Here is an 8,432-nt window from a genome sequence, read left to right as displayed (position 1 = left end):
GCTCGGGATCGCGGGCACGGGTCCGAGGACGACGCCCTAGCGGCGCATCACCAGGGGCTGCTCGCTGAGCAGGTACGCGCCGACCGTCTCGAAGTGCGAGTACGAGAGCGCGATGTGCTTGGTCACCGAGTTGATGTCGCGAAAGGCCCGCTCCAGCCGGCTGGAGGCGTACATCGAGGTCGTCCCGGCCAATGTGTACGCGGCCTCCACCGCCGCTGTCGCGGCCTCGCCGGCGGTCGCCGAGGCGAGCCGCACCAGCGAGCTGAGGTCGTCGCCGGCCGTTCCGGACTCCTCGACCTGCCGAGCCGCCTCGAACAGCAGCAGCCGCGCCGAGTACAACGCGGCCTCGGCGCGCGCGAACCGCTCCTGGACGACGTGGTTGGCGGCCAGCGTCCGCGTGCCGCTGGCCGGGGTCTTGGCATGGGCCGTGGTGTAGAAGGCGTCCAGCGCGTCCTGCGCCACCCCGAGCGCGACCGGCGCGGTGGAGAACGGCCCGAAGTCGAAGTAGCCGATCGGGTAGGCCCGGGAGTCCCGCTCCGGCGGCGGCTGCACCATGCGGCCCTTGCGGACGGCGTAGGCGTCGGAGACGAACCGCTCGTCGACCCGGAAGTGGTTGCTGCCGGTGCCGCGCAGGCCGACGGTGTACCAGGTGTCCTCGAACCGGACCTCGGAGGCGGGCACGTACAGCATCACGATGTCCGGGCCGGCCGGCGTCCGCACGGGCTTCCAGTCCTCGCAGACCAGCGCCGTGCAGACCAGCCAGTCGGCGTGCGCCGAGCCCGACCCCATCGCCCACTCACCGCGCAGCAGGTAGCCGCCGTCCACCGGCTCGGCCAGGCCGGAGGGCTTGACGCCGCCGACCGCGAAGCCCTCGCAGTCCCGGAACAGTTCGCGGGAGGTCTCCTCCGGCAGGTAGTCGGACAACCGGCCGATCGCGCCCTGGACGCCGATCTGCCAGGACACCGAGGCGTCGAGCCGGGCCAGAGCCTCCAGGGCGTACATGCCGGCCGTCAGCGACACCTGCTCGCCGCCGAACGCCCGGGAGACCCACATGCGGGTGAAGCCGGCGTCGCGCAGGGCCGCGTAGACCTCCCGCGACATCTTCCGGTCGCGCTCCGCCGCGTCCCGGTGCGCCTCGACCAGCGGGGCGACCCGGTCGACCCGGTCGAGCCACTCGCGCTGCTCGGAGGTGGGCGGGGCTTCCGGGAGCCGGTACCGCTTGGGACGGTCGTACATGGGGGTTCGCTCCTTCGATCTGGTCCGGGCCGCGCGACACCGATGACGGGGGCGGGTATCCGGAGAGGTGCGGATACCCCAGTGTCGGGCGGGCCGCCGGGAGCCGACTCCTCCCAGCGTGCCCTGTCGGACGATCGGGCCCGCGGTCAGCCGCGGGGGAGCCCCCGGGCGTCGAGTTCGGTGGGCAGGCCGAAGGCGGCGTACACCTCCGGGTCCTGGAACACCGAGGTGCGGCTGATGCCCCCGGCGGTGACGGTGAACACCTGGAGGGTGTGCAGCCCGTAGCCCTCGTCCGTCCGCCGGTAGGCGGCGAAGCCGGGCTGGCCGTTGGCGGTGATCCGCTCCAGGTGCCAGTCCGTCCCGGACTTCTCGAACACCCAGTGCATGAACAGGCCGTAGTTGTCGCGGCCGGTGAACCAGTTGAGCATCGGCGGCATCTCCATGAGCACGTCCTCGGTGAGCAGCCGCTTGAGGCTCTCCACGTCGGCGTTCTCGAAGGCCTTCATGTAGCGGTCCACCCAGGCCCGCTGCTCGGCCGCGAGCGGCTCGCCGAGGTCCTCGTGGGAGATGCCGGTCTCCTTGAGCCGGGCCCGCGCCCGCTGGAGGGAGCTGTTCACCGACGCCACCGTGGTGCCGAGGATGTCCGCGGTCTCGGACGCCGCGAAGGCGAGCACGTCCCGCAGGATCAGCGCGCCGCGCTGGCGTGCCGACAGGTGCTGGAGGGCGGCGGCGAACGCCAGCCGCAGACTGCTGCGGTCGATCACGGTGCCGGCCGGGTCGCCGGTGTCGAGCAGCGCGTCGGGGAACGGCTGCAACCAGGGCACGTCGTCGCCGCGCACCAGCGGCCCGAGCGGTTCCGCCTCCGTCACCAGCCCGGACGGCAGCGGCCGCCGGCCCGAGCCCTTCAGGGCGGTGAGGCAGGCGTTGGTGGCGATCCGGTACAGCCAGGTGCGCGGTGAGCTGAGGGTCTCGTCGTACTGCTCGCGCGCCCGCCAGGCCCGCAGGTAGGTGTCCTGGACCAGGTCCTCGGCGTCGTGGACGGTGCCGAGCATCCGGTAGCAGTAAGCCAGCAGCTCGGACCGGTACGGCCCGATGCGGCGGTCGAAGTCGTCCTCTGTGGTCACCGCGTGCCCCTTCCGGTCCCTCACCCCGGCCATGGTAGCCGCGCGGCCGGACGACCGTACCGCGCGGAGCGGCCGACGGGAGGTCAGAACCCGTTCAAGGCCCACCGGTCGGCGCGCACCGTGGCGGAGCCGGGGACGGGCAGCTCGATCAGCTCGGGCTTGAACAGCGGGGCGACGCCCATGGCGGGCTCCCAGCGGGCCAGCGACTCGTCCTGCTCGACCTCGACGCGGTAGCCGCGCTCCAGGTCGCTCACCACCCGCAGGATGAGGCGCACGCCGAGCGGTGTCAGGTGCTCGCGCCACAACGACTCGGCGGTGGAGCCGGGCGGGACGAGGAGGTGCTCCTGCGCGGCGATCGGGCCCGCGTCGGTGCGCTCGGTCAGGTGGTAGACCGAGCCGCCGGTCACCCGGTCGCCGTCGCGGATCGTCCAGCGGATGGCGTCCCGGCCCCGGTGCAGCGGCAGCAGGCTCGGGTGGTAGCCGATCGCGGCCACCCGGGCGCGGGCCCGGGTCCGGCGCCCGATGAACGCGTGCGAGTGCGCGGCCAGGATGATGTCGGTGCCGTCCGGTACGTGGTGCGCCCTCAGGTCGGGCGACGGCGTCCACTCGACGCCGCGCGGGTACGCCCAGGAGCGCAGCCGGTCCCAGGTCATCGGGTTCGCGTCGTCCTCCGGCCCCTGGCCCGGAGCGAGCCGCCGGCGCTGGCGCGGCGCGGCCACCCCTACGATCCTGTGTTCCTCGACCAGGGCTTCCGCCACGGTGACGGCGAAAGCCCCCTGGCCGGACAGGTAGATGTTCATGGGTCCCTCCCGCTGACTGGGGCTGTCGCCATGAGCGTAGGGGCGGCCGGCACCGCCGGACTGCTTCCGTGTTGCCCGAGTTCCGCGGGCGGTCCGGTCAGCCGCCGAAGGCCTCGCAGGAGGCCAGCAGGCTCTCCTCGAACCCGCCTTCCGGCATGCCCTTGCCGGCGGTGAACAGCAGCGCCTCGTCGTAGACGCCGTCGAAGACGGCGGCGAAGCGCTGCCGGGCCTCCTCGGGCGTGCCGTGGACGGTCAGGGTGTCGAGCATCCGGTCCGAGACGGCGGCCGCCACGCCCGGCATGTCGCGCCGGGCGAACGCCTCGCGGATCGCGGCCACCTCGGACCCGAAGCCGTGGAAGGCGATCAGCGGGTCCGCCGAGGCCCGGGACGCGAACACGGCCAGCTGGGTCGCGGCGAGCGCCCGGGCCCGGGCCGGGTCCTCGCCGACCGCGCAGATCGTCATCCCGGTGATCGGGACGGGCCGCTCGCGCCCGGCGAGCTTCGCCGCCGCCGCCAGGGCGGGCCGGACCACCTCCTCGGCGAAGGCCGCGCTGCACAGGGGCAGGCCCATCAGCCCGTCGGCGACCGCGCCCGCGGCGCGGATCATCGGCGCCCGCCCGCCGGCCAGCAGGATCGGCGGACGGCTCGCCCCGGCCGGGTCCGCCGGCCGCGGCCAGGGCTGGAGCGTCGGGTCCACGGGGATGTGACAGCGGTAGAACGGGCCGTCGTGGTCCACCGGCTCCGTGCCGACCTCCCAGATCCGCCGGATCAGCGGCACCAGCTCGGCCAGCCGGGCGGCCGGCCGGTCCTCGTCGAGGCCGTGCCAGTCGGAGATCACCTGCGGGTTCCCGGTGCCCAGCCCCAGCCGGACCCGGCCCGGCGCGAGTTCCGCCAGCGACCGGAACTCGGTGGCGGTGGCGACCGGGGTGCGGCCCAGCGCCCAGGCGATGGCCGACCCGATCCGGATCCGGGAGGTCGCGGCGGCGACCGCGGCGAGTGTCACCACCGCCGAACGGTCGTAGAACTCACTGGAGTGGAAGGACGGCAGCCCGCGCCGTTCGGCCTCCACCGCCACCCGCACCATCAGTGGCACCGTCCCGGCCTGCACCGCCAGCCCCGGCCTGGTCCTCAAACCGCCGTCCACGTGGATCTCCCTCCCGAAGCGCCGAACACGTGCTCCGACGGTATTTCCCGCGCCCGGCGCCCGGCTTCTCCCACGTTGTGCCGGGTCCGGAAAAAGTTTCGCGCCGGGGCGATGAGTTCCGTGGGCGGCGCCGGTATGTAGGGGTGAGTCCGTCGGAACAGCCAGGCGGACCGGCTCCGAGGGAGAATCCAATGTCTGTCACCCGTACCGAGGACGAGGCCGCGATCAACGCAGTGCTGGGCGCGACCTACCAGGCATGGGAGGCCAACGACGCCGACGCCTTCGTCGTCCACTACAACGAGGACGCGACCGCCATCCTGCCCGGATCGCTGCGCGCCGGCCGCGACGTGATCAGGGAGAGCATGGCCAAGGGCTTCGAGGGGCCGCTCAAGGGCAGCTCGACCTACAACAAGCAGCTCGGCATCCGCTTCCTCGGGGACAGCGCCGCGATCGTCGTCAGCGAGTCCGGCATCCTGTTCGCCGGCGAGAGCGAGGTCCCCGACACCCGCAAGATCAACGCCACCTGGGTCCTGGAGAAGAAGGACGGCTCGTGGCACATCGCCGCCTACCACAACAGCGCGATGCTGGCGCCCGCGCACTGACCCCCGGGCCGGGCGTACACCGCGGGAAGGCCCCCGCTCCGTTTCCGGAGCGGGGGCCTTCCGCGTGCTCGGCGAGCCGTCAGGTGCGGGACGGCGAGCCGTCAGTCCAGGCCGGCGAGCAGGGCCTCCTCGAACCGCCGGGACACCTCCTCGATCACCTCGGCACGGTGGAAGGCCGTGTCGTAGACCAGGTCGAGGGTCAGCCGGCCGTCCACCGTCGAACCGAACAGCGTCGGCACCGGCCCGCGCGAGGTGGTGGCCCACCGGCTGTCCGTGATCCGCAGGCCCTCCGGTACCGGATACTCCTCGATGACGCCGATGTTCGACACCATGAAGGAGATCGGCGGCAGCGGGGTGGCCTCGCCGACCGAGCGCTGGGAGACCAGCCGGTGCTGGATCTCCTCCTGCTCCAGGGCCTCCTTGAGCTGCGTGCCGATCCGCCGGCCCACCTCGGCGGGGCTGTCGGCGGCGTCGACTCCGGTGGAGCACACCAGCCGTGCCACGCAGCAGAACGGCGCGTCCGGGGCGATCGGCGGATCGACCCGGCCGCGCAGGTCCACGGCGAACGCGGGCGCCACCGGCAGCGGTCCGGCCTCCGGGAACCGGGCGCGCACCGCGCACGCCATGGCCCCGACCAGCAGGTTGGTGAGGGAGACCCCGCCCCGGCGGGCGGCGGCCAGCAGCGCGGCCGTCGTCGCCGGTTCGAAGGCGAACGCGCGCACCGCCAGTCCACCCGGCGCGCCGGCCGCCGTGCCGAGCGTCAGCGGCGGCTCGCCCTCCTTCGGCAGCACCACCGGACCGGGCTCGTACGCCGCGAGCAGGGCCTCCTCCAGCGACCCCCCGAACGCGGACCCGCCGCGCGGGGCGGCGCTCTCCGCCCCGCGCAGCAGGTCGGTGTAGTGGCCGAGCATGCGGCGTAGCAGCAGCGTGTTCAGCCGGGCGTCGCTGCCGGCGTGGTCCCCGGCGAAGCTGAGCACCGCCGACTCCGGCCCCTGGGCGAGTGTGACCCGGAACAGCCGGCGGTCGTCCTCCAGTTCGGTGTTGAGCACCTGTACGAGGCCGTTGCTCCCCGGCTCGACGAGCTCCAGCCCCGGCCCCTCGTCGACCAGTTCGACGGCGACGGAGTCCGGGGCGCGACGGAAGGAGCAGCGCACCAGCGGATGGTCGCGCTGGAGCAGGCGCAGCGCCCGCTCCAGGACCTCCGCGTCCAGCCGGCCCTCCAGGGTGACGCTCGCGACGACCGGGCCGACGCGCCACAGGTAGAACAGGGACTCGAAGAAGGTGAGGGAACGTCGTTCGTTCGTCATCGGCGAACCTTTCGCGCGTCCGGGCGGGGGGCGGACCGGCCCGGGAGGAGAGGGGGCCGGTCAGGGCGGAGAAGGGACCGGCCCCGGGTGCGGGGGGACCGGCCGGGTCCGGTCACGCGAACGGCGTGGGGGTGAGGATCCGCCGGTCCAGCCGGGCCACGAGCGGTCCGTCGAGCTCACTGAGCCGCTTGGCCTCGGTCCACCGCGGGTCGGCGAAGAAGGACGCCCAGTTGCGTTCCAGGGCGTCGTACGAGTCGTGCTTCAGCACGTAGACGACCTGGCCCATGGTCTGCGGGCCGAACTCCGTCAGCGAGATGAAGACCACCTCCATTCCGTGTTCGGCGAGCAGCTCCAGGGCGTGCTCCCGGAACCGGCGGATCAAGTCCGGAAGCCGGCCGGGGACGGCGGTGTACTCGCGCAGTTCGTAGATCATTTCGAGTCAACTCCCATACTGGGAAAGGGATTTGGAGGGGCCGGCCCGGAGCTCGGCGCGGCGCGGGTCGGCGTCCGGGAGCCTAGCCGCGGCGGGCCGGGGCGGACTTCTCCCTGAGTGCTCCGACAGCTCCGGCCCGGTCCGCGCGCGGACGGCGATGAGTTCCGGCCCCGTCGCCGGTATGTAGACCGAGCCCCGGCCGGCGACCCCCGTGCCGGCCCCGGGGGTGGAGCGATCGAACGGAGAGAGTCATGACCACGGCAGGGTCGGCGACGCAGCCGACCGCGGCACCCGCCGCAGAGTCCAACCGGCGGTGGATGATGCTGGTACTGCTGCTGCTCGGACAGTTCATGGGCCTGGTCGACGTGTTCATCGTCAACGTGGCCATGCCCTCGATCGGCACCCAGCTCCACGCCTCCGGCGCGTCCCTGCAACTGGTCGTCGGCGGCTACACGATCGCCTACGCGATGCTGCTGATCACCGGCGCCCGGCTGGGAGACCTGTACGGGCGCCGCCGGATGTACCTGCTGGGCGTCGTCGTGTTCACCCTCACCTCGGTCGGCTGCGCGTTCGCGCCGAACGCCGTCACGCTGGTGGTGTTCCGATTCGCCCAGGGTGCCAGCGCGGCGGTCATGGTGCCGCAGATCATGAGCGTCATCCAGATGCGGTTCCAGGGCCGGGCACGCGCCAAGGCGCTGTCCGCGTACGGCGCGGTGCTGTCGACCGGCGCGGTGGCCGGCCTCGTCCTCGGCGGCGTGATCGTCAACGCGGACCTGTTCGGCGCGAGCTGGCGCCCGGTGTTCCTGGTCAACCTGCCGATCGGCCTGGTCCTGATCGCGCTCGTGCCGCGGCTGCTTCCGCTGGACGCCCCGAGCGGCCGCCGCCGGCTGGACCTGTACGGCCTGGCACTGGCCGTCCCGGCGGTGTTCCTGCTGGTCCTCCCCGCCGTCCTCGGCCGTGAACTGGGCTGGCCCGCCTGGACGTTCGTCTGCATGGCCGCCGGAGTCGCGCTCGCCGCCGTGTTCGTGCGGGTCGAGCGGGGGATCGCGGCCCGCGGCGGCGACCCGCTGCTCAACCTCGCCGTCCTGCGCGCGCCCGGCATGTCGATCGGCATGGTCACCGTGGTGTGTGTCCAACTCACCTACGGCGGCTTCCTGTTCGTCTTCACCCTGCACCTCCAGCAGGGCCTCGGCGAGAGCGCGCTGCGGGCCGGCCTGACCTACCTCCCGATGTCGGTCGCCTTCGGCCTGGCCGGCTTCTACTGGCGCAGGCTCCCCGAGCGGATCCACCACCTGCTGGCCCCGGTCGGCCTGGCGGTTTCCGCGGTCTCCTACGGCATGGTGGCGCTCGCCATGCAGGACGGCGGTTCCGGCGGGGCGCTGATGTGGGCCGGCACGATCCTCAACGGTGTCGGCATGGGCCTGTCGGTGAGCCCGCTGCTCACCCAGTCGCTGGTCAACGTGCCGATGGACAAGGCGGTGGACGCCAGCGGGCTGCTGACCACCATCGTCCAGCTCGGCCAGGTCGCGGGCATCGCGGTGTACGGGGCGCTGTACCTGACGCTGGTCGACCGGACCGGCGACGGCACCCACGCCCACGTCCTCGGCGGCGCGATGTCGACGAGCGCGGTCTGGATCCTCGTCGTGGCCGCGCTGGGCGTGGTCCCCGGCGCGGCCCTGTCCCGCGTCGTCCTGCGGGCCCGCCGCCCGGCGCCGTCCCCGTCGCCCGTCGCCACCGCCCCGGCGGGCGCCACCGACTGACCGCCCGTCCCACCGCCGCCCGCCCC

The 8,432-nt window shown here is 73.4% G+C and carries 8 protein-coding genes; 2 read left to right on the top strand and 6 right to left on the bottom strand.

Annotated elements, in window-relative coordinates; translation table 11 throughout:
- Positions 1-36 precede the first annotated feature (36 nt).
- The 4 genes from ACFRMQ_RS34290 to ACFRMQ_RS34275 form a co-directional block, all read right to left on the bottom strand.
- Positions 37-1,236 carry an acyl-CoA dehydrogenase family protein gene (locus tag ACFRMQ_RS34290; RefSeq protein WP_380734685.1) on the bottom strand — a complete coding sequence of 400 codons (1,200 nt, stop codon included), beginning with the start codon at positions 1,234-1,236 and terminating at the stop codon, positions 37-39.
- 146 nt (positions 1,237-1,382) lie between these two features.
- Entirely contained in the window at positions 1,383-2,393 is a 1,011-nt protein-coding gene (locus tag ACFRMQ_RS34285) for a sigma-70 family RNA polymerase sigma factor (RefSeq protein WP_380734684.1), read from the bottom strand.
- A gap of 50 nt (positions 2,394-2,443) precedes the next feature.
- Positions 2,444-3,160, bottom strand: coding sequence for a formyltransferase family protein (locus ACFRMQ_RS34280; RefSeq protein ID WP_380734683.1), 717 nt, complete (start codon positions 3,158-3,160; stop codon positions 2,444-2,446).
- Positions 3,161-3,257: 97 nt separating this feature from the next.
- A complete protein-coding gene (locus tag ACFRMQ_RS34275; RefSeq protein WP_380734682.1) occupies positions 3,258-4,304 on the bottom strand; it encodes an LLM class flavin-dependent oxidoreductase in 1,047 nt (348 codons plus the stop codon).
- A gap of 191 nt (positions 4,305-4,495) precedes the next feature.
- Between ACFRMQ_RS34275 and ACFRMQ_RS34270 the strand changes: the two genes are divergently transcribed.
- A complete protein-coding gene (locus ACFRMQ_RS34270; RefSeq protein WP_380734681.1) occupies positions 4,496-4,906 on the top strand; it encodes an SgcJ/EcaC family oxidoreductase in 411 nt (136 codons plus the stop codon).
- A 101-nt stretch (positions 4,907-5,007) separates the two neighbouring features.
- Here the strand turns inward: ACFRMQ_RS34270 and ACFRMQ_RS34265 are convergent, their stop codons facing one another.
- Positions 5,008-6,213 (bottom strand): hypothetical protein, encoded by a 1,206-nt coding sequence (locus tag ACFRMQ_RS34265; RefSeq protein ID WP_380734680.1) that lies wholly within the window; start codon positions 6,211-6,213, stop codon positions 5,008-5,010.
- Positions 6,214-6,325: 112 nt separating this feature from the next.
- Complete coding sequence (locus ACFRMQ_RS34260; protein ID WP_380734678.1) at positions 6,326-6,646, bottom strand: NIPSNAP family protein; 321 nt, start codon at positions 6,644-6,646, stop codon at positions 6,326-6,328.
- A 251-nt stretch (positions 6,647-6,897) separates the two neighbouring features.
- On the opposite strand from ACFRMQ_RS34260, the gene ACFRMQ_RS34255 reads away from it, so the two are divergent.
- Positions 6,898-8,406 carry an MFS transporter gene (locus ACFRMQ_RS34255; RefSeq protein ID WP_380734677.1) on the top strand — a complete coding sequence of 503 codons (1,509 nt, stop codon included), beginning with the start codon at positions 6,898-6,900 and terminating at the stop codon, positions 8,404-8,406.
- Positions 8,407-8,432: the final 26 nt, after the last annotated feature.

The organism is Kitasatospora sp. NPDC056783 (assembly GCF_042789895.1).
In the GTDB taxonomy this organism is placed as follows: domain Bacteria; phylum Actinomycetota; class Actinomycetes; order Streptomycetales; family Streptomycetaceae; genus Kitasatospora.
Note: the sequence above shows the minus strand (reverse complement) of the source record. Positions and strands in the feature narration are given on the sequence as shown.